Consider the following 19,652-nt stretch of genomic DNA (forward strand, 5'->3'; position numbering starts at 1 on the left):
ATCTGGCAGTCTTGTTGACCAAACTCGCAAGCCCGTTTGCCGGTGAGACGCGGACCGGGCCTGTCTGATCATTGCAGCAACACCCCGCAGCCGAGAAGAAAAAAATTCCCGTGCAAGACAACTAACTTGGTTAGACATAAGAAAAAACGCGCCTCGGCGCTGGTGCGACCAAGTCATGTCGCAAAAAAAACGTATTTATTAGGTTTGACTTTACGCCGGGTATGCGGCTGATTCATCACAGTGACTGCGCATGATGTGCGAAATGTGAGAAAATGTCGTGGCCCTGTGAAGTAGTTCATTTAGGTCGTCAACGATATCACGTTAAGCGGTGCCAACAAACAGACAAGTGGTGAATAACCGCGATGTTATTGGGGAGAGTATGAATTTATCGTCTTATCTGGAGCCCAGAAGCGAAGACCAGCCAAGCGGAGAAAACCTGGAATACGATCCGGCGTTTACCGATCTGGAAATAGCCGCGCAGCCCGGTGAAGAACGGCAGATGGGTGACGAGGTGGTCGCCGCCGAAGAACAGGATTGGGCTGAAGTCGAGACCAAGGCGCTGGCGGTCATGGAGCAAAGCCACGATCTGCGCGCAGCAATCTATCTGGCCGAGGCCGTGTTGCACACCAAGGGTCTGCCCGCGTTTGCGACGACCCTGAACTATGCGAAATCCCTGCTTGAGGATTTCTGGGACACTTGCCACCCTGAGTTGGACGAAGACGATGGCGACGCCACGATGCGGATCAACGCGGTGCGTGGTCTGGCCTCGACCGACCGGATGGTGCGGGCGCTGCGGCGCACCGGTCTAACCGACAGCCGCATGTTCGGGCGCATGACCCTGCGCCATCTGGATGTTGTGGATGGCCGGATCAACATGCCCGCCGATCTGGATGATATACCGGATGCCAACGGCGTTGCGGCGGCCTTCAAGGATACCGATGACGAGGTTTTGGCGGCCAATGCCGAGGCAGTGTCTGCTGCGCTGGAAGATGTGGGTGCGATTGATGCGGTGTTTACGGACAAGACACCGGGCGAAGGCCCCAATCTGGACCCGCTGATCGAGGCGCTGAAAAGCATCCGACAGGCCTTGGCAAAATATGCCGATGTAGGCGAGGTTGCCGCCGAAGATGTGGCCGATACAAGTGCCCCCGCCGCAGCCCCGGCTGTTGCGGGCGGTGCCGGTGGCGTGGCCCCTGCGGGTGGCGGTGCGATCAACTCGCCCGATGATGTAACCCGGATGCTGGACCGCATCATGGACTACTACGCGCGGTGCGAGCCTTCCAGCCCGCTGCCGATTTTACTGGAACGAGCCAAGCGTCTGGTCAACGCGGACTTTCTTACAATCATCGAGGATATGGCCAAGGAAGGTCTGGACGAAGTGCGCCAGATTGGCGGCCTGAAAACCGATGATGATGACCATGGATTTTAATCCACTTCCGGCAAGGCCGGGGCGTGGATGGACACAAAAAACTGACGGATGAATCGAGGAGCAACAGATGGCTGACAGTTCACAAAAATTCATAGCCCGGAACAGGGCTCCGAGGGTTCAGATCGAATATGATGTGGAGCTTTACGGCGCCGAGAAAAAGGTACAGCTGCCCTTCGTCATGGGCGTCATGAGCGATCTGGCGGGTAAGTCCGAGGTGGAACAGCCTGCGGTTGCCGACCGGAAATTCCTGGAAATTGACGTCGACAATTTCGACGACCGGATGAAGTCTATGGCCCCGCGTGCCGCCTTTACCGTGCCCAACACGCTGACCGGTGAGGGCAATCTGGCCGTGGATATCACTTTTGAAAGCATGGATGATTTCAGCCCCGCCGCCATCGCGGCCAAGGTCGCACCGCTGAAAGAGCTGCTGGATGCACGCACACAGCTGTCCAACCTGATGACCTATATGGACGGGAAAACCGGGGCCGAAGATCTGATCTCGAAAATCATGCAGGACCCAAGCCTGCTGAAGACACTTGCTGCGCAGCCCAAACCGGGCGGCGACGCTGCCGAGGAGGAATAAAAGATGGCCGATCAAGAAGCCAAGGTAGAAGCCACTGAGGGCGCAACAGCGTTCGGGTCCTCGGAATTCGAGGCTCTGCTGACCAAGGAATTCCGCCCGAAATCGGATCAGGCGAAAACCGCCGTTGAAAGCGCGGTCAAGACGCTGGCCGAACAGGCGCTGGCCAATACCGGCCTGATCTCGGACGACGCGCTGCGCTCGATCGAAGGGATTATTGCCGAGATCGACAAAAAGCTGACCGAACAGGTCAACCTGATCCTGCACCATGAAGAATTCCAGCAGATGGAAAGCGCGTGGCGCGGTCTGCACTATCTGGTGAACAACTCTGAAACCGACGAGATGTTGAAAATCCGCGTGATGAACATCTCGAAGAAAGACATGCACAAGACCCTGCGCAAGTTCAAAGGGACAGCATGGGATCAATCGCCGATCTTCAAGAAGCTCTATGAGGAAGAATTTGGCCAGTTCGGTGGCGAACCCTATGGCTCGCTGGTGGCCGACTATCATTTCGACCACAGCCCGCAGGATATCGAGCTTTTGGGCGAGATGTCCAAGATCGCAGCCGCAGCCCATGCGCCGCTGATCACCGGGGCCAAGCCCAGCCTGTTCCAGATGGACAGCTGGTCGGAACTGGCCAACCCGCGCGATCTGACCAAGATATTCCAGACCCCGGAATATGCCGCATGGCGATCCCTGCGCGAAAGCGAGGATTCCAAATATGTCGGTCTGGCGATGCCGCGTTTCCTGGGTCGTCTGCCCTATGGCTCCAAAACAGAACCGGTCGAGGAGTTTGCGTTTGAGGAAGATACCAGCGGCGCCAACAGCGACAGCTATAGCTGGGTCAACGCGGCCTATGGCATGGCGGTTAACATCAACCGCTCGTTCAAGGAATATGGCTGGTGCTCGCGCATTCGCGGTGTGGAAAGCGGCGGTACGGTCGAAGGCCTACCCGCGCATACATTCCCGACCGACGATGGCGGCGTGGACATGAAGTGCCCGACCGAGATTGCAATCTCGGACCGGCGCGAGGCGGAACTGGCCAAGAACGGCATGATGCCTCTGATCCACCGCAAGAACACCGACTCGGCCACGTTTATCGGCGCGCAGTCGCTGCACAAGCCTGCCGAATATGACGACCCGGATGCCAGCGCCAACGCCAATCTGGCCGCGCGTCTGCCTTATCTGTTCGCCACCTGCCGTTTTGCGCATTACCTGAAATGCATGGTGCGCGACAAAGTCGGGTCGTTCAAAAGCCGTCAGGACATGGAAAGCTGGTTGCAGGAATGGATCAACCAGTATGTTGACTTCAACGCCGACATTTCCGCCGAAGCCGAGAAGGCACGCAAGCCGCTGGCCTCGGCCGAGGTTGTGGTCGAAGACGTCGAGGGCAACCCCGGCTATTACTCCTCCAAGTTCTTCCTGCGGCCGCATTATCAGCTTGAGGGCCTGTCGGTATCGCTGCGCCTCGTGTCTAAGCTGCCGTCTGAAAAGTCCGGTTAAATCAAAAACTTCGACGGCATGTGAAGTGGTTCACTGCCGTCGAATCAAACCTCGCATATCTCAGTGACATCACTAGTCCTTAAAGGAAGGTAAAATGGAAAACGTATTCATCAAAATGGACTTCCCCGGTGAAGCCCGTGAAAAACAACACTCTGGCTGGATCGCTTGTAAAGAGATCAGCTGGGAAGTTGCGCGCACCCTGGATATGGGTGACATGGGCACGACCCAACGTGGATACGCAAACGCGAATTTCGGCAAGGTCTCATTGACGACTGAGCTGAGCCAGGCCTCGGCCAAGCTGATGACGTATGTTGCCTCGGGCCGCGCCAACAAAGAGATGAAAATTCACCTCTGCCGGTCGGGCGATGACGAAAAGAAAGGCATGGAGCCTTACCTGATCTTCACCCTGCGCGACGCCATCGTCGATAGCTATTCGGTCTCGGGTGGTGAGGAATCGATCCCGTCGGAAAACTGGACTGTTGCCTATCGCGGTATCTCGATCAAATACCGCATTGCCGATTTCAGAGACGGCAAGCTCAGCGATTGCAACGAGTTCAAGTGGAACCTGGAAACCGGCGACGTCAGCTGATTTCCCCCACGATCCGGGCTTTGGCGGTATGTGCCGCCCAAGCCCACACTACCCATTTCTGACCATACGAGGGCCGCATGACGCCGGAAGACCATCTAAGAACAGGCGATCTGACTGCCACGCTTGCCGCCCTGCAAGACAAGATCCGCGCAAATCCCGCAGATGCCAAGTTGCGGATTTTCCTGTTTCAGCTTCTTTGCGTTCTGGGTGACTGGAAACGTGCGATCACCCAGTTGAAGCTGAGCGCGGAAATGGACGAAGCGGCCACGATGATGGCCAAGACCTACCGCGAGGCAATCATCTGCGAGGTGTACCGCGAAAAAGTCTTTGCGGCGGAAAAGACGCCGATGATCTTTGGCGAACCCGAAGAGTGGCTGGCCCATCTGATCGAGGCCCAGAAGCTTACCGCAGGCGGCAATTTCGATCAGGCTGCCGTGATGCGCGCCAAGGCTTTTGACGCCGCTCCTGCCACTTCGGGCAGCGTGAATGGTGAGCCGTTCGAATGGATTGCCGATGCGGATATGCGGCTGGGTCCTGTGCTTGAGGTCATCGTGAACGGGCGATATTTTTGGCTGCCTTTCGCGCAGATTGCACGGCTTGAAATCGAGCCTCCCAGCGACCTGCGCGACGCGGTCTGGACCGCCTGCACTCTGACCGTGGCCAGCGGCGGTGAGATCGCCGCGCTGATCCCAACGCGCTATCCCGGCACAACCCAGCAGGGTGACGACGCCGCGCGGCTGGCAAGAGCCACAAGTTGGATGGATGCGGGCTCCGAAACATTTGTGGGTCTGGGCCAGCGTCTGCTGACGACGGATCAATCGGATGTTGCGCTTCTGGACGTGCGCGAACTGGTACTGAACGTGGCCACCGAGGCCGGGGAAGCGGCAGGAGATGGCTGAGAAGACCCTTGCCGAACGCCTTCAGCCTTCGCTGCTGGACCGGCTGACTGACAATGCGCCGGACCAGTTGAAAGAAGGGCGCGACGCGCGGGTCATCGACGTCGGGCGTCTGCGCGAGATTATCCAGCGCGACCTGTCGTTGCTGCTCAATACCACCGATCAGTCCGATCTGATTGATGAAGATATCTATCCCAACGCGGCCAAATCGGTTCTGAACTATGGCATCCGCGAAACCTCGGGAGCGTTTTCGACCTTGCGGCAGGCGCAGCGTATTCAGCGCTCGATTTCAGATGCGATTGAGGCGTTCGAGCCCCGGATCGTCAAGGGTTCGGTCTCGGTTGATTTGCGCTCTGAAAAGGGATCGGGCGAGATGCACGTGGAATATGACATCCGTGCCGTGATGTGGGCGCAGCCAATGCCGCTGGAACTCTATCTGCGCAGCAGGGTCGATGTAACGACCGGCGAAGTCGCAATCGAGCGGAGCTAGCGAGATGGACACACGGCTTCTGAAACACTACGAAACCGAATTGGCCTTTCTGCGTGAAATGGGGGCCGAGTTCGCGGCGGCCTATCCCAAGATCGCATCCCGTCTGGGCATGGAGGGGATCGAGGTCGTCGACCCCTATGTGGAACGTCTGCTGGAAGGCAGCGCTTTTCTGGCCGCGCGGGTGCAGCTTGAGCTTGAGATGCAGTTCCCGGCCTTTACGTCGAACCTGCTGGAAATTGTCTATCCCCATTATCTCGCGCCAACGCCGTCCATGATGGTGGTGCAGTTCGAACCGGATGTGGCCAATGCGGCGCTGAAGGAAGGTTATGACATTCCGCGCGGCACACCGTTGCGTTCGCATCTGGCTGAGGGCGAACAGACCGCCTGCGAGTTCCGCACCTCAGCGGACATGACCATGTGGCCGATCGAGATTACCGAGGCCGAATATATCGACGGTCGCGGTGAACTGGTCGCGGCAGGAGTGGCTAGGGATACCGAGGCACGGGCCGGTATTCGCCTACGGCTGAACCGCACCGACGGCGCGCCGATGGCCGAGCTGGCGCTGGACAACCTGGTGCTGCATCTGGACACGCAAGGCGGCAAGGCCTGGTCACTGCATGAATTGCTGGCGACCCAATGCGTGGGCCTGACCGGGCGTTCGACCGATCGCCGCGCCGATTGGGCTGTGCGTTTGCCCGCGGCGGATGTGACCCCCAAAGGGTTTGAACGCGACGAGGCCCTGTTGCCGACCCCACGCCAGTCCTTTGACGGCTACCGCCTGCTTCAGGAATATTTTGCCATGCCCGAACGGTTCCTGTTCGTGGAACTGACAGGTCTGCAGCCGGCTTTGCAGAATTCGGCAGGCACGGATGTCGATATCTATATTCTCTTGCAGGACGGTATGCGCGATGTGGCCCCAGCGGTCACCCCTACGGCTTTTGCGCTGAACGCAGTTCCGGCGGTGAATCTGTTCCACCGCCGCTGCGACCGGGTGCATCTGACGCAGATGGACACGCAGCACCATGTGGTGCCGAACAGGACGGCCGGTTTGGACTACGAGATTTTCTCGATCCAGCGTGTCATCGGCATCAAATCAGATGATGAGGGCGACATCCCCTTCCGCCCCTTCTACAGCGACACAGACCTGACCGCAGCGGGCGACAACCACAGTGCCTATTACACGATCAAGCGGCGGATGCGGCAGCGCAACGAAAAGGAACGCCTGCGCGGGGTACGCACGTCCTATCTGGGGTCCGAAGTCTATCTATCTTTGGTGGACCGGGCCGAGGCGCCGTATCCCGGCACGCTGGATCAGCTTGCGGTCGAGGCGCTGTGTTCGAACCGTGACCTGCCGATGCTGCTGGCAGCCGGTGGGGCGGATGTGTTTCATCTGCCCGAAGGTGGCCCGGTCAAATCAGTACGCACGCCGGTAACGCCGACCCGGCCCCATGCCACGTTGGCGCAGGGCGACGCGGCGTGGAAACTAATCAGTCATCTCAGCCTGAACTACCTATCCATCTCGGGCGATGGCAAGGAGGGCGGAGCCGGGGCGCTGCGCGAATTGCTGGGCATTTACGCGCCGTTGGGTAACCGCGTGACCGAGAAACAGCTTGAGGGCGTCGTCTCGGTCAACAGCCGCCCGATCGTGCGCCGCATGAGCGACGAGGTGATAAGCACCGCCGTACGCGGGCTCGAGATCACGCTGGGCTTTGACGAAAGCTTTTACGAAGGCACCAGCGTCTACGTTCTGGGCGCAGTGCTGGAACGGTTTTTCCGCAAATACACCACGATCAACAGTTTCACGGAAACCGTTCTGAAGACCGAAAGACGAGGAGAGATTGCCAGATGGCGACCGGCAGCGGGTCTGGGCAGGGTCATTTGAACCTGCTTGCCGCTCTGGCGGCGCATCCTGAAAGGCATCACGTCTTTCAGGCGCTTCGCGTGATCGAGGCGCATTATGCTGACGCGCCACGTCTTGGGGAATCGCGCCGCCCGCGCGAGGACAAAGTGCGGCTGGGGCAAGAGGTCTCGCTGGCTTTCCCGCCCAGCACGCTGACCCGGTTCCAACCGGCCTCGGATGATGCACCGGGAAAGCTGAGCAACTTGTTCTTTGGCTATTTCGGCCCGCAGGGGCCCTTGCCGCTGCATCTGACCGAATTTGCCCGCGACCGGCTGCGCAACCACCGCGACCCGACCTTTGTGGCCTTTGCCGACATGCTGACGCACCGGATGCTCAGCCTGCTGTATCGCGCCTGGTCTGCCGCCGAACCCGCACCCAGCTTTGATCGCGGCGATGATCCCTTTGAACAAAGGGTGGCCGCACTGGCCGGGTACAAAGGCACCGGCTTCGATAATCGAGACGCGATGTCGGACATGTTGCGGCGCTTCTTTGCGGGGCATTTGGGGTCAGGTACCAAAACGGCTGAAGGCCTGATCGCCATCCTGTCCGACTATTTCGGCGTCGAGGCACATGTGCAGCAATTCGTCGGCACCTGGCTGGAGCTAGAGCCCGACGACACATGGCAATTGGGTGCACCTGCGCGGCTGGGGCAATCCACCAGTATCGGCAACCGGGTCTGGTCGCGGTCTGCTAAGTTTCGCATCCGTCTGGGGCCCGTCTCGCTGGAGGACTACAAACGCCTGCTGCCTGGCGGGGTGTCGCAAAAACGTCTTGAAGCGATCCTGCGCACCTATGTCGGTGACACGCTGGATTGGGAGGTCAATCTGGTGCTGGCCGGTGACGAGGTGCCGCGCGCCTCGCTGGGCGGTACAACCCAATTGGGCCACACAAGCTGGATTAGAACCCGCGATGACCCGGACGAGGCCCGCCCGGATGCAGAGGATCTGATCCTATACCCCGGATACATGAACCAAGAATTCGAGGCCGACAAATCGGCCCCCAACGAGAGGTATTGAAGATGACGGAAATCAGCCGCGTGTCGCTGTTCGGCAAGCTGAACAAGCTGGGCTATCAGACGATCGAAGGGGCCACCGTGTTCTGTAAGATGCGGGGCAACCCTTATGTCGAAATCCAGCACTGGCTGCACCAGATCCTGAACGGTCAGGACAGTGATATTCACCGCATCATCCAGCACTATGATTTGGACCCCGGCAAGATCGCGTCCGAACTAACTCGTTCGCTGGACATGCTGCCGCGTGGGGCGTCCTCGATCTCGGACCTGTCGGACCATCTGATGGACGCGATGGAGCGGGGCTGGGTCTGGGGCTCGCTTCTGTATTCCGACAGCAAGGTGCGCACCGGCTATCTGATCCTTGGTATGCTGAAGACGCCTGCGTTGCGCAACATTCTGGCCAGCATGTCGCCGGAACTGGCCAAGATCGGTGCCGATGATCTGGCCGACAAGTTTGCCGAAGCCACCGATGGCTCGCCCGAGGACACGCTGGGCGCGCAGGATGGTTCAAACGTCGGTGGCGGGGCCGAGCCTGGCGAGGCCAGCGGCGCGATGGCCCCCGGTGCCATGGGCAAGGGTGAGGCGCTGGAGCAGTTCTGCACCGACCTGACAGAACAGGCTCGCAATGGTGAGATTGATCCGATCGTGGGTCGTGACGAAGAAATTCGACAGATCGTCGATGTGTTGATGCGCCGCCGTCAGAACAACCCGATCCTCACGGGTGAGGCCGGGGTGGGTAAGACCGCCGTTGTCGAAGGGTTCGCTTTGCGGATTGCGCGTGGCGATGTGCCGCCTGCGCTGAAAGATGTGCGCCTGCTGGTGCTGGATGTGGGTCTGTTGCAGGCTGGTGCCAGCATGAAGGGCGAGTTTGAAAACCGTCTGCGTCAGGTGATTGACGAGGTGCAGGCCAGCCCAACGCCGATTGTGATGTTTGTCGATGAAACCCACACTCTGGTCGGCGCTGGCGGCGCGGCTGGCACGGGCGACGCGGCCAACCTGCTGAAACCGGCGCTTGCACGGGGCACGTTGCGCACCATCGGCGCGACCACATGGGCCGAGTACAAGAAATACATCGAAAAAGACCCGGCTCTGACCCGGCGATTCCAAGTCGTGCACGTCGAAGAGCCCGATATCCCCAAGGCGGTTTTGATGATGCGCGGCATTGCCTCAATGCTGGAAAAACACCACCGCGTGCAGGTATTGGATGAGGGGATCGAAGCGGCGGTGACTCTGTCCGCTCGCTATATCCCCGCGCGGCAATTGCCGGACAAATCGGTCAGCTTGCTGGACACGGCCTGCGCGCGGGTCGCGGTGTCTCAGCACGCGGTTCCGGCCGAGGTCGACGACAGCCAGCGCCGGATTGAGGCTCTGACCACCGAGTTGGAGATAATCGAACGGGATGAAACTGCTGGATATGACGTCGCCGACCGGCGCGAGGCCGTGAATGCCGCAAAAGAGGCGGAAGAGGCGCGGTTGGCCGAACTCAACGGGCGATGGGAAGCCGAAAAGAAAGTGGTCGAAGACATCCTCGATCTGCGGGCTAAACTGCGCGCTGGCGGACAGGAGGTCGAAGGCACCGGCACCGCCGAAGGCGAAGCCGCGACCGAAGAAGCACCGGGTGCACAGCCCATCGACCGCGACGCGCTGCTTGCGGAACTCAAGGCCAAGAACACCGAGTTGGAAGAGGTGCAGGGCGACAGCCCCCTGATCCTGCCCATCGTTGATCATCAGGCCGTGGCCAGCGTTGTCGGCGACTGGACCGGTATACCCGTGGGTCGCATGGTCAAGGATGAGATCGAGACGATCTTGAACTTAGAAGACCGTCTGGCGCAGCGCGTCATCGGTCAGGATCACGCGATGAAGATGATCGCCAAGCGGGTGCAGACCAGCCGCGCGGGGCTCGATAACCCGAACAAGCCCATAGGTGTCTTTATGCTCGCAGGTACCTCGGGTGTCGGTAAAACCGAAACCGCGCTGGCGCTGGCTGAGGTGCTTTACGGGGGTGAACAGAACGTCATCACCATCAACATGTCCGAATATCAGGAGGCCCATACGGTCAGCAGCCTGAAAGGCGCGCCTCCGGGTTATGTCGGCTATGGCGAGGGTGGTGTTTTGACCGAGGCGGTGCGACGTAAGCCGTATTCCGTGGTGCTGTTGGATGAGGTCGAAAAGGCCCATCCCGACGTGCACGAGATCTTCTTTCAGGTCTTCGACAAGGGCGTGATGGAGGATGGCGAGGGCCGTGTGATCGACTTCAAAAACACGCTGATTCTGCTGACCTCGAATGTCGGCACCGAAATGATCATGGATATGTGCGCAGATCCCGACCTGATGCCCGAACCCGAAGGCATGGCCAAAGCGCTGCGCGATCCGCTGCTGAAAGTGTTCCCGCCCGCCCTTTTGGGACGTCTGGTGACGATCCCCTATTACCCGCTTAGCCCCGATATGCTGGGCGAGATCACCAAGCTGCAACTGGGCCGCATCAAGAAACGCGTGCAAGAGGCCCACGGCGTGCCGTTCGAGTACACGGATGCGGTGGTCGAAGAGATCGTCAACCGCTGTCAGGAGTTGGACAGCGGTGGGCGCATGATTGACGCGATTGTGACCAACACGATGCTGCCCGACATATCTGCCGAATTCTTGCGTCGTATGATGGAAGGGCACGAGGTGTCGAAAGTCACGATCGACGTCAAGGACAATGATTTTACCTATGGTTTTGACTGATCCCCGGCCACACCGGGCAGAAAAAACTCTGTTCTGAAATTGAGTTCACAGAAGGCGCCTTAAGAACTGTGGTTGTTTGAGGCGTCACTGCAAAAGGGAAAGGAAAACCAGTGGTTAAACACGTTGTCATGGACATGAAAAAGGTCCCCATCAAGGTAACAGGCCTTGAGATGGTGAAACCACCAGAACTGTCGTTCAAAGTGGTTGTCGAGCTGGACAAGAAGATGGAAAAAGGTGTCGAGAAAGACCCTCTTTTGCAGCAGGAATTTCAGGCCTCGGCCAGCGAGGTTTTGGAGCAGACCAAGAAGACGATCGAACAGAAATGCAAGGTGTTCGACAAAGCGTTTGTTCAGATGGTTAACAAGGGCGCATCCGACAAGGACATGCAAAAGCAGCTCAAGGGTCTGAACGACGCGATCAAGAATGACATGAAGATCGCTGAAAAAGGCGCTGAGCTGGCCGCGCAAAAGGCGTGGACCAAGCTTCAGGCCAAGAAAAAGGAATGGAAGAAGTTCAAGATCAAGGTTGCAGTGTCCATTGCAGGCACCGTGGCTGGTCTGGCTGTGTCCATTGCGGCGATGGCGACCTCTCCGTTCTCGGGGGGCGCGGGGGCCGCGTTCGGCATTCTTGGGCTGATCAAATCTGGTGTATCGCTGGCCAAGGATATCGGCAAGCTTGCAACGGATATCGATACTGCCAAGAAACACCTGTTGGTCGAGTTGAAGGTAGTTGAGAAAGCCGCCCAGAACAAAGGCCTTTACGCCGCAAACGAAATTTCCGCCGCCGTGCTGAATGAATTCGTGGGCGTCGCACAACCTTCGATCAAGACCGTCGAAGATGCGGCGGATACGCTCAAGGCGAAATACGCCCAGATGGTCGTCAAGGTGCATGATCTGTCCAAAAAGCTGAACAAGGTCCTGAAGGAACAAGACAAGCTTAAGGCCGAGTTCTTGAAAGAGGTTGCCAGCAAGCTGAAGAAGCATCCGGTGAAGGACAAAAAGGCCCAGTTGACCATGATCAGTAAGGCTTTGGACACTGCATTGGCACCCAATTACAAGGCGGTCGATGAAGCGATCAGCAAGGTCCAGATAATGTATGCGGACACGCGGACATGGGCCCCGAAGATCAAGGACCTGATGAAGCGCGTCGCACAGTTGAAGATCAAGGACCCCAAGGGCCTCAAGGTCTTCCGCGAAGGACTGAAATTTGCCGCGCTGGCCACATCGCCGATCGACGGAAACGCGATTGCGAACACCACCAAGGATCTGGCTTTGGGTGTCGGCGGCGCGGTTGGCGGGTATGCTTATGACAAGATCACCAGCAAGGCGCTGGACGGAACGGTGTTTGACGCCGCCTGACGCAGGTCAGGGTAAAGAATACGGGGCGCGCGGGTAGGACCGTGCGCCCCGAACGGACGACAGGAGGCAAAGTTGGAAACCGGAATCGGAAAGGGTGAAACGCTCCGTGATGCTGTGCGCGAATTTGTCGAGCGCAGGACGGTCACGAACACGATTTTGGGTGTGATTATCTTCAACGCGATCACGCTGGGCCTGTCCACCTCGCCGTCGATTCAGGCCAATATCGGTCATATCCTGAGCGTTTTCGACCAGATTGTTCTGGGCATCTTCGTCACCGAGCTGCTGCTGAAATTCTACGCCTATCGGATGAGCTTTTTCAGCAATGCCTGGAACATCTTTGACCTTGTGGTGGTGACACTGGGCCTGTTGCCCAACCGCGATGGCCTATCCGCCCTGCGGGGGTTGCGGGTCATCCGCGCGATGCGCTTGCTGTCGGTCATTCCGCAGATGCGATCCGTGGTGCAGGCATTGCTGGACGCGCTGCCAGGGATGGGCGCGGTGATCATCATGATTTCGATCGTGTTCTATGTCTTTGCCGTCATGGCCACGCTGATGTACGGTCCCGATTTCCCGGAATGGTTCGGCACGCTTGGTCGGTCTCTTTACACGCTGTTTCAGGTCATGACGCTGGAAAGCTGGTCCATGGGCATCGTGCGCCCTGTGATGGAGGTGCATCCCACCGCATGGATATTCTTTGTGCCCTTCATCGTCATCACTGCGTTTTCGGTGCTGAACCTGTTCATCGGTCTGCTGGTCAACACGATGCAATCGGCGGTGGAGGATGATGCGGTCGAGGAGTTCTCTCACCTTCGGGATCTGGTGCGCAGTGAAACAGATATCGTGGACGACCGGGTGAAAGAGCTGCTGGTCGAGGTCAGAGCCCTGCGCAGCGAAGTGGCGGAATTGAAAGGACAGGGGGATGGCTGACAATTCCCAGAAATTCATCGCGCGCAACAGGGCGCCGCGGGTTCAGATCGAATATGATGTCGAGCTTTACGGCGCCGAAAAGAAGGTGCAATTGCCCTTCGTGATGGGCGTTATGAGCGATCTGTCCGGGAAATCCAAGGCCGAGACACCCTCGATATCCGACCGCAAGTTTCTTGAGATCGACGTCGACAATTTCGACGACCGCATGAAGGCGATGGCCCCGCGTGTCGAATTTGCCGTGCCCAACACGTTGACCGGCGAGGGCAACCTGTCTGTCGATCTGACCTTCGAGAAGATGAGCGATTTCAGCCCTGCACAGATCGCTTCGAAGATCGAGCCATTGCAGAAACTGCTTGAGGCCCGGACACAACTGGCCACGTTGTTGGCCTATATGGATGGCAAGGCCGGGGCCGAGGCGCTGATCGAAAAGATCCTGGCCGACCCGGCTTTGCTGGCGACATTGGCCAACAGCCCGGTTGACGCGCAGGACAGCCAATCGACGCTGGACGCCCTACGCGAAATGGCCCCGGAAGACGCGCCTCAGGACACTGCGGTCGCCGATGCGCTGGCCTCATTGCCCGAAGCCGAGGACACAGCGCCCCGGGACGAGACCTCGGATGTCTTGTCCGAGTTGTCCGCTGCAGCCCCCGAGAGCGCGCCGGAAGATACAACTGTGCAGGATGCGCTGGCCTCTGTTCCAGACGCGGTTGACGCCGATGCCGAACCCGATGTCACCGCCGGAGTGCTGTCCGGCCTTGCCAACGCCGCCCCCGACGAGGTCCCGCAGGACACTGCAATCGAAGATGCGTTGGCGTCTATCCCCGAGACTGAGGAACAAGACGCGACAGATGACAGCGCGGATATCCTCTCGGAACTTGCCGACGCGGCGCCCGAGGATGAGGAGGATACCAGCCTCGATGATCTGCTCGGCGATCTTGCCGATATGGCTCCGGATGACGCCGCCGAAGATACCTCTGCCGCCGATGCTTTGGCCTCACTACCCGATGCGGTCGCGGAGGAAGATGCGGATGACAGCGAAGACATCCTCTCGGACCTTGCCGACGCCGCACCTGAGGATGAGGACGAGGATACCAGTCTCGACGATCTGCTCGGCGACCTTGCCGATATGGCTCCGGATGAGGACGTTGAAGATACCTCTGCCGCCGACGCTTTGGCCTCACTGCCTGACGCGGTAACAGAGGACGACGCGGATGACAGCGAAGACATCCTCTCGGACCTTGCCGACGCTGCACCTGAGGATGAGGACGAGGATACCAGCCTCGACGATCTGCTCGGCGATCTTGCCGATATGGCTCCGGATGGGGACGACGAAGACATTTCTGCTGCCGATGCTCTGGCCTCACTACCCGATGTGGTCGCGGAGGAAGATGCGGATGACAGCGAAGATATCCTCTTGGACCTCGCCGACGCTGCACCCGAGGAGGAGGACGAGGATACCAGCCTCGACGACCTGCTCGGCGATCTCGCTGATTTGGCTCCGGATGGGGGCGAAGAAGACACTTCTGCTGCCGATGCTTTGGCCTCTCTGCCCGATGCGGTCGCGGCTGAAGACGTAGATGACAGCGAAGATATCCTCTCAGAACTTGCCGACGCCGCACCTGAGGATGAGGACGAGGATACCAGTCTCGACGATCTGCTCGGCGACCTTGCGGATTTGGCTTCAGACGACGAAGACAGCGACGAGACTGACGATATTTTGTCTGAACTCAGTGACGCGACGCCCGAGGAGGAAGACGAAGATACCAGCCTTGATGACCTGCTGGGTGATCTGGCCAATATGGCGTCGGATGATGATGACGCCGAGGACAGTTCGACTGATGATGCCTTGGCGTCTTTGCCCGATGTGACGGAGGACGAGGATGAAGGCATGGATCTGGACGATCTGCTGGCGGATCTTGCAGATGAATCTGAACAGTCAGACGAAGATGAGACGGATGATATTCTGAGCGCTCTCCCGGATATTGAAGAGGACGCGGATGCAGATGACCTCGACGATATTCTGGGCGATCTGGCGGATACCGCGCCAGAGGAGGACGAAGACGCCAGCCTCGACGGTCTGCTGGATGATCTGACAGCAGAGGATGAAGACACGCCAGAGGATGATTTGGATGCGCTTCTGGCGGATCACACCTCTGACGATGATCTGGACCTCGATAGCCTGCTGGCTGATGACGCGGACGAAGCGGACGACGGGGATGAGTTCGATCTGGACAGCTTGCTGGGCGATGACGACGAGCCTGCCTCGGACGATACGGACGATACGGACGATTTCGACCTCGACGGTCTGCTGGCCGAGGATGATGATACAGATGATAACTCGGCGCCGGATGGGGCCCAACCGGATGGTGAACCGGTGCTGGCCTTTGGCCGCATGAGCGCCGACCGGCCCGAACCTGAACAGTTGAAACGAAGCCGATTCCGCATTGCCATCTTTGGCGATTTCTCGGGTCGTGCGGCACGGGGTGAGATGGAAACAGGCGATGCGCTGGCTGCGCGTGCGCCGATCCTGCTGGACCCCGATACGGTCGAAGATGTGATCTCAGGCTTTGCCACCACGCTGGTTCTGCCTATCGGCAAGGACGGCGCGGGGATCGAGGTCAAGCTGACCGAACTGGACGATCTGCACCCTGACGAACTTTATGAAAAGGTCGCGCTGTTCGAAGGGCTGTCGGGCTTGAAAGGCCAGCTTGGGGCCGGAGCAACCGCCGAGCATGCGGCGAAACAGTTGACCGCTTGGGGCGAGGAATTCGGACGGGCCGTGGTTCCACCGCGCAAGACTTCGGGTGGCAATACCGTGCGGGCCGACTTGAAGCTCAGCGATTTTCAGAAGTTGATCGGAGATACGAGCGGAGAGCTGGCGCAGCCTTCTCCGGTGGATGATCTACTGAAACGGGTGGTCGGGCCGCATATTCGCAAACTACCAAGCCCGGATGTTGCAGCGATGAAAACAGCAGTGGATGAGGCGCTGAGTGCGGCGATGCGCATGGTTCTGCATCATCCCGAATTCCAGTCGATCGAGGCGCAGTGGCGCAGTCTGGACCTGATCGCGCGCAGCGTTGAGGATGACGATACGCTGGACGTGATCCTCTATGATGTCTCAGCCGAGGAAATTGGTGCCGATCTGGCCTCGGAGGAAGATCTGGCGCAGACCGGTTTGGTCCGGCTGCTGACCGAGGGGCCGTTGGATGAGGAAAACGGGCGCGGCGGCTATTCCGCCCTGATCGGGCTTTATACCTTCGAGGAAACCCCCCCTCATGCCGAGTTGCTGGGACGTATCGGCCGGGTAGCCGCTCATGTGGATGCGCCTTTCATCAGCGCAATCACGCCCGCCTATTTGGACGTCAAGAAAGAGGACCGCCACCCGCTAGTGGTCAAGGCCTGGGACACGTTCCGCGCCATGCCTGAGGCCGGGCATGTAGGCCTTGCCTCGCCGCGCTTTTTACTACGTCGGCCCTATGGGGCCAAATCCGAGCCCATCTATGAGTTTGAGTTCGAGGAATTCACCCAAACCGAAGGTCTGCGTGGCATGCTATGGGCCAATCCGGCGGTTCTAGTAACGATCCTGCTGGCGCGGTCCTTCAAACAGAATGGTAAGGCGATGAACCTCGGCTCGGTTATGAGCCTGGGCGGGGTGCCCTATCATTTCGTTAACGACCGCTATGGCGATCAGGTGGCGTTGCCTTGTACCGAACGCAACCTGTCGCTGGACAAGCACGAACATTCGGTTCAGCGGGGCTATATGCCGGTGCTTTCCGTCAAGGGACGGGATGAGATCCGGCTGGGATCATTCAACTCGGTTGCAGGACAAGAACTTCTGGGGCCATGGTCAGGCGTTCCCGCCCCGGCGCCGTCGCCCGATATCCCCGCGGAACCCGAGTCTGAAGACACCCCCGCCGAGGAGGATTTCAATCTGGACGATCTGGGGCTGGACGACGATACCGGTTCTGACGATGACGCGTCGGATGATGTTGATGATTTGGACGACTTCCTTGCTTCCTTCGATAACGACACCGATGAAGACGAGGATGATGATGAAATGGACCCGGAGCTGGCCGCTCTGCTGGCCGATCTATAACGGCGTGTCCAACGCGATTTGGAAGGATTAGGAAATGTCTGACAATCTGCAAAGCAAGGAATGGCCGCTTCGGATCACCGGCAGTTACAAGTACAAGGAAGAAGAGCTCGTCATCCGCCGCGCGATCATCAACGAGAAGATGGGCGAGTTGACCGAGATACAGGTTGAGTTGCTGTCGTCGGACAAGACCATCAAGCTGGAAGAGCTGCTGGGTAAAATCCTGACGATCCACATGGCCTCGAGCGAGGGGAAAGAGCGCAAGTTCACCGGCACGATCGTGCGCGTTGAACGGCTGGCGCTGCGGGATGGGTTCGTGCATCTGCTGGCCGAGCTACGTCCGTGGTTCTGGATGCTTCAACAGACCACCAACAGCCGCATCTTTCAGAACATGTCGGTCGTCAAGATCATCGAGGACGTTTTCAAAGCACACGGGTTCTCGGATTTCCAGAAGAAGCTAAGCGGAACCTATGAACAACGGGAATATTGCGTCCAGTACCGGGAAACCGATTTCGACTTTGTATCACGCCTGATGCAGGAAGAGGGCATCTATTACTTCTTCGACTATGCCAAGGCGAATAACAAATATGAAACGTTGGTCCTGTGTGACGGGCTGTCGGGACACACGCCGCTGACCGGAATGTCGGAGCTGTTTTACCGGGCGGGCGACGACTACAAACAGCGCCTGCCCGACAGTGTGACCGAATGGGCCACCGCACAGCAGATCGTTCCCGGTGTCGTTGCCTTGGGCGATTTCAATTTTGAGACACCCAGTGCCAAAATGGCCTCGGTGTCGAAAACCATCCTTTCGCCCGATCACAAGCACAATAAATATGAGCTGTACGACACGCCCGGTCATTACAGCGACGCCAACAAGGGCAAGCCGCGCGCCCAGGTTCGGATGGAGGCTGAAGAAACCGAATATGACCGCCGCCGGGGTCGTGCCTCGGTCCGGGCGATGGAGGTCGGAAAGACCTTCACCCTGAAGGAACATCCCGACAAGGATCAGAACCAGGAATATCTGGTCACGGCAGCCACCTTCTATTTGCAGACGACCGAAGGCTACGGATTTGTAAAGAACGAAAAGGATCTGGATACGGGTGCGCTGGAGTTTCCTGAAGACAACAGCGAAATGTATATGGTTGAGTTCGACGTTCAGCCCAAGAAGGTCCAGTATCGCAACGCCCGTACCACGCCCTGGCCGGAGATTGCTGGATTGCACACCGCAATTGTCACCGGCCCAGCGGGCAAAGAAATTTACACCGACAAATATGGCCGGATCAAAGTGCAGTTCCACTGGGACCGTGTAGGTAAAAAGGACGAGAAGACCTCGTGCTGGGTGCGTGTTGTCACCCCGTGGTCCGGTAAGAACTGGGGCATGATCCACATCCCGCGGATTGGGCAGGAGGTCGTCATCCAGTTCGAAGAGGGCGACCCCGACAGGCCCATCTGCACCGGCATGTTGTATAATGCCGAAACGATGCCGCCCTATGATTTGCCGGCAAACCAGACGCAGTCCGGTATCAGGACCCGGTCGTCAGAAAAGGGCAAAACCGACACGTTCAACGAGCTGATGTTCGAGGACAAAGCGGGGGCGGAACTGGTGCGCTTTCAGGCGCAGAAGGACCATGAAAAGCTGGTAAAGAACAAATCCACCATCACCATCGGCTATGACAAGCTGGACACGGGCGGCAATGGAGGCGACGGCTGTCTAAGCCAGGTGGTCAAGAAAGACGTTGATGAGACGATCAAGGAAGGTGATCACACGTTCACGATCGAAAAGGGCAATCAGGACGTTTTCATCAAGACCGACCAGACGGAAACGGTCGAAGGGAAATCCACCCGAACCGTCACCGGCAACAACACCGAGACGATTAAGCAGGGCAACAAGACAACGACCGTGAAAATGGGGAACATTCAGGTCGACGCCAAAGCCGGGAAAATCACCATAACCGCGATGCAGTCGATCGAGCTTAAGGTCGGGACCTCTTCGATCAAGCTTGACCCGACCAGTATCACTGTCAAAAGCACGATGATCAACGTTCAGGCGAACGCCAAGCTTGACGCAAAAAGCCCACTGACGACGGTCAGCGGCGATGCTATGCTGACCCTCAAGGGTGGCGTGACGATGATTAACTAGGGGTCGGATGG

The 19,652-nt window shown here is 58.5% G+C and carries 13 protein-coding genes; all 13 read left to right on the top strand.

Translation table 11 applies throughout. The features are described from left to right. Nucleotides 1–379 precede the first annotated feature (379 nt). The 13 genes from tssA to ACR0L1_RS09945 all read left to right on the top strand — a co-directional run bounded on the left by tssA (nucleotide 380) and on the right by ACR0L1_RS09945 (nucleotide 19,641). The gene (gene tssA / locus ACR0L1_RS09885) at nucleotides 380–1,429 is read left to right on the top strand and encodes a type VI secretion system protein TssA (RefSeq protein WP_480858524.1); all 1,050 of its coding nucleotides are present in this window, start codon (nucleotides 380–382) and stop codon (nucleotides 1,427–1,429) included. 67 nt (nucleotides 1,430–1,496) lie between these two features. Next, entirely contained in the window at nucleotides 1,497–2,012 is a 516-nt protein-coding gene (tssB, locus tag ACR0L1_RS09890; RefSeq protein ID WP_170356373.1) for a type VI secretion system contractile sheath small subunit, read from the top strand. 3 nt (nucleotides 2,013–2,015) lie between these two features. Next, the gene (gene tssC / locus ACR0L1_RS09895) at nucleotides 2,016–3,512 is read left to right on the top strand and encodes a type VI secretion system contractile sheath large subunit (protein WP_170775556.1); all 1,497 of its coding nucleotides are present in this window, start codon (nucleotides 2,016–2,018) and stop codon (nucleotides 3,510–3,512) included. A gap of 94 nt (nucleotides 3,513–3,606) precedes the next feature. Further along, nucleotides 3,607–4,101 (top strand): Hcp family type VI secretion system effector, encoded by a 495-nt coding sequence (locus ACR0L1_RS09900; RefSeq protein WP_170775553.1) that lies wholly within the window; start codon nucleotides 3,607–3,609, stop codon nucleotides 4,099–4,101. A gap of 77 nt (nucleotides 4,102–4,178) precedes the next feature. Continuing rightward, nucleotides 4,179–5,000 (top strand): type VI secretion system accessory protein TagJ, encoded by an 822-nt coding sequence (locus ACR0L1_RS09905; protein ID WP_480858526.1) that lies wholly within the window; start codon nucleotides 4,179–4,181, stop codon nucleotides 4,998–5,000. Further along, nucleotides 4,993–5,487 carry a type VI secretion system baseplate subunit TssE gene (gene tssE / locus ACR0L1_RS09910; RefSeq protein ID WP_170775549.1) on the top strand — a complete coding sequence of 165 codons (495 nt, stop codon included), beginning with the start codon at nucleotides 4,993–4,995 and terminating at the stop codon, nucleotides 5,485–5,487. The genes ACR0L1_RS09905 and tssE overlap by 8 nt, the downstream gene beginning before the upstream one ends. A 4-nt stretch (nucleotides 5,488–5,491) precedes the next feature. Then, complete coding sequence (gene tssF, locus ACR0L1_RS09915) at nucleotides 5,492–7,369, top strand: type VI secretion system baseplate subunit TssF (protein WP_170783607.1); 1,878 nt, start codon at nucleotides 5,492–5,494, stop codon at nucleotides 7,367–7,369. Continuing rightward, the gene (tssG, locus tag ACR0L1_RS09920) at nucleotides 7,333–8,403 is read left to right on the top strand and encodes a type VI secretion system baseplate subunit TssG (RefSeq protein ID WP_170789078.1); all 1,071 of its coding nucleotides are present in this window, start codon (nucleotides 7,333–7,335) and stop codon (nucleotides 8,401–8,403) included. The genes tssF and tssG overlap by 37 nt, the downstream gene beginning before the upstream one ends. A 2-nt stretch (nucleotides 8,404–8,405) precedes the next feature. Next, complete coding sequence (gene tssH / locus ACR0L1_RS09925; protein WP_480858529.1) at nucleotides 8,406–11,123, top strand: type VI secretion system ATPase TssH; 2,718 nt, start codon at nucleotides 8,406–8,408, stop codon at nucleotides 11,121–11,123. Between the two features lie 110 nt (nucleotides 11,124–11,233). Continuing rightward, entirely contained in the window at nucleotides 11,234–12,481 is a 1,248-nt protein-coding gene (locus tag ACR0L1_RS09930; RefSeq protein ID WP_331252395.1) for a hypothetical protein, read from the top strand. A 72-nt stretch (nucleotides 12,482–12,553) separates the two neighbouring features. Continuing rightward, complete coding sequence (locus ACR0L1_RS09935; RefSeq protein WP_480858531.1) at nucleotides 12,554–13,408, top strand: ion transporter; 855 nt, start codon at nucleotides 12,554–12,556, stop codon at nucleotides 13,406–13,408. Beyond that, a complete protein-coding gene (gene tssB, locus ACR0L1_RS09940; protein WP_480858533.1) occupies nucleotides 13,401–17,504 on the top strand; it encodes a type VI secretion system contractile sheath small subunit in 4,104 nt (1,367 codons plus the stop codon). The genes ACR0L1_RS09935 and tssB (ACR0L1_RS09940) overlap by 8 nt, the downstream gene beginning before the upstream one ends. Nucleotides 17,505–17,538: 34 nt before the next feature. After that, nucleotides 17,539–19,641 carry a type VI secretion system Vgr family protein gene (locus ACR0L1_RS09945; protein WP_170789084.1) on the top strand — a complete coding sequence of 701 codons (2,103 nt, stop codon included), beginning with the start codon at nucleotides 17,539–17,541 and terminating at the stop codon, nucleotides 19,639–19,641. The last annotated feature ends 11 nt before the right edge of the window (nucleotides 19,642–19,652 follow it).

It is taken from the genome of Ruegeria sp. J8 (genome assembly GCF_056531925.1).

Bases quoted from the DNA above. Each gene is read 5' to 3' on its own strand.
- tssA (WP_480858524.1), top strand. From the start codon at position 380: ATGAATTTATCGTCTTATCTGGAGCCCAGAAGCGAAGACCAGCCAAGC.
- tssB (WP_170356373.1), top strand. From the start codon at position 1,497: ATGGCTGACAGTTCACAAAAATTCATAGCCCGGAACAGGGCTCCGAGG.
- tssC (WP_170775556.1), top strand. From the start codon at position 2,016: ATGGCCGATCAAGAAGCCAAGGTAGAAGCCACTGAGGGCGCAACAGCG.
- ACR0L1_RS09900 (WP_170775553.1), top strand. From the start codon at position 3,607: ATGGAAAACGTATTCATCAAAATGGACTTCCCCGGTGAAGCCCGTGAA.
- ACR0L1_RS09905 (WP_480858526.1), top strand. From the start codon at position 4,179: ATGACGCCGGAAGACCATCTAAGAACAGGCGATCTGACTGCCACGCTT.
- tssE (WP_170775549.1), top strand. From the start codon at position 4,993: ATGGCTGAGAAGACCCTTGCCGAACGCCTTCAGCCTTCGCTGCTGGAC.
- tssF (WP_170783607.1), top strand. From the start codon at position 5,492: ATGGACACACGGCTTCTGAAACACTACGAAACCGAATTGGCCTTTCTG.
- tssG (WP_170789078.1), top strand. From the start codon at position 7,333: ATGGCGACCGGCAGCGGGTCTGGGCAGGGTCATTTGAACCTGCTTGCC.
- tssH (WP_480858529.1), top strand. From the start codon at position 8,406: ATGACGGAAATCAGCCGCGTGTCGCTGTTCGGCAAGCTGAACAAGCTG.
- tssB (WP_480858533.1), top strand. From the start codon at position 13,401: ATGGCTGACAATTCCCAGAAATTCATCGCGCGCAACAGGGCGCCGCGG.
- ACR0L1_RS09945 (WP_170789084.1), top strand. From the start codon at position 17,539: ATGTCTGACAATCTGCAAAGCAAGGAATGGCCGCTTCGGATCACCGGC.